The 758-nt window shown below is 45.9% G+C and carries 1 protein-coding gene; it reads right to left on the bottom strand.

What is annotated here, in order from left to right:
- On the bottom strand, positions 1 to 462 hold a 462-nt coding region (locus AB4496_RS18230), incomplete at its 3' end, for a PTS sugar transporter subunit IIA (protein WP_372131559.1).
- Positions 463 to 758 lie beyond the last annotated feature (296 nt).

The following is a 758-nucleotide window of genomic DNA, read 5'->3' as shown; positions in this document are numbered from 1 at the left end:
AAACGATTCAGAATTGGCTTCGAGAAACAGCTCTTGAGCTTCCTCGACAGACTCCACCGCCTTTAATTTTGTAACAAAGCCATCTTCGATAAGTCTGGTCGAAATCTGAGCCAGTACCTCGATATGGTGGTCGTCGTTGTTGTCTGGTGAAGCGAGCATAAAGAACACATCCGACAACTCGCCGCCGTCTGCGCCATAATCGATGCCAGAGCGGCTGATACCTACCGCCACTGCTGGTTTAGCGACAGCAGTGCTTTTCGCGTGTGGAATCGCAATACCATCATCAAAGCCCGTATTGCCGATGGCCTCACGCTTCCAGATATCATCAAGGAACTCACTTTTATTGGAGAGCTTGCCTGCGCGGTCAAGCAGTTCGACAAGCTCTTCAAATACCGCCTGTTTAGAGTCTGCCTTTAAATCCAGACAGATAATCTCCGGCTCTATAATGTCAGTGATGTCCATGTGCTGCCTCGTCCGAGTACCAATTTAGGTAAATGAGATAAAGAGGTTAATAATATGAAAAGACTAACGAGGCAAGGCCGCTCGATATATAGGACGAAAGGTGCATTAACTGGATAATTGTAACCAAGAAGCAAGAGTGTGACGTTCACCTTTGAATTAAAAACGGGAATCCATAAACTTCCTAGATTCAGATAGTCCTATCGATCCAAGTAAACTGTCGATCTAAGCACACCGAGAATAATAATGAGAATTGTAGCGGTAACTGCGTGCCCTACAGGCATTGCGCACACCTATAT

The sequence above is a fragment of the Vibrio sp. 10N.222.46.A1 genome (genome assembly GCF_041473595.1).
In the GTDB taxonomy this organism is placed as follows: Bacteria; Pseudomonadota; Gammaproteobacteria; order Enterobacterales; family Vibrionaceae; genus Vibrio; species Vibrio tasmaniensis_A.
This window is presented reverse-complemented; position numbering and strand designations above follow the sequence as displayed.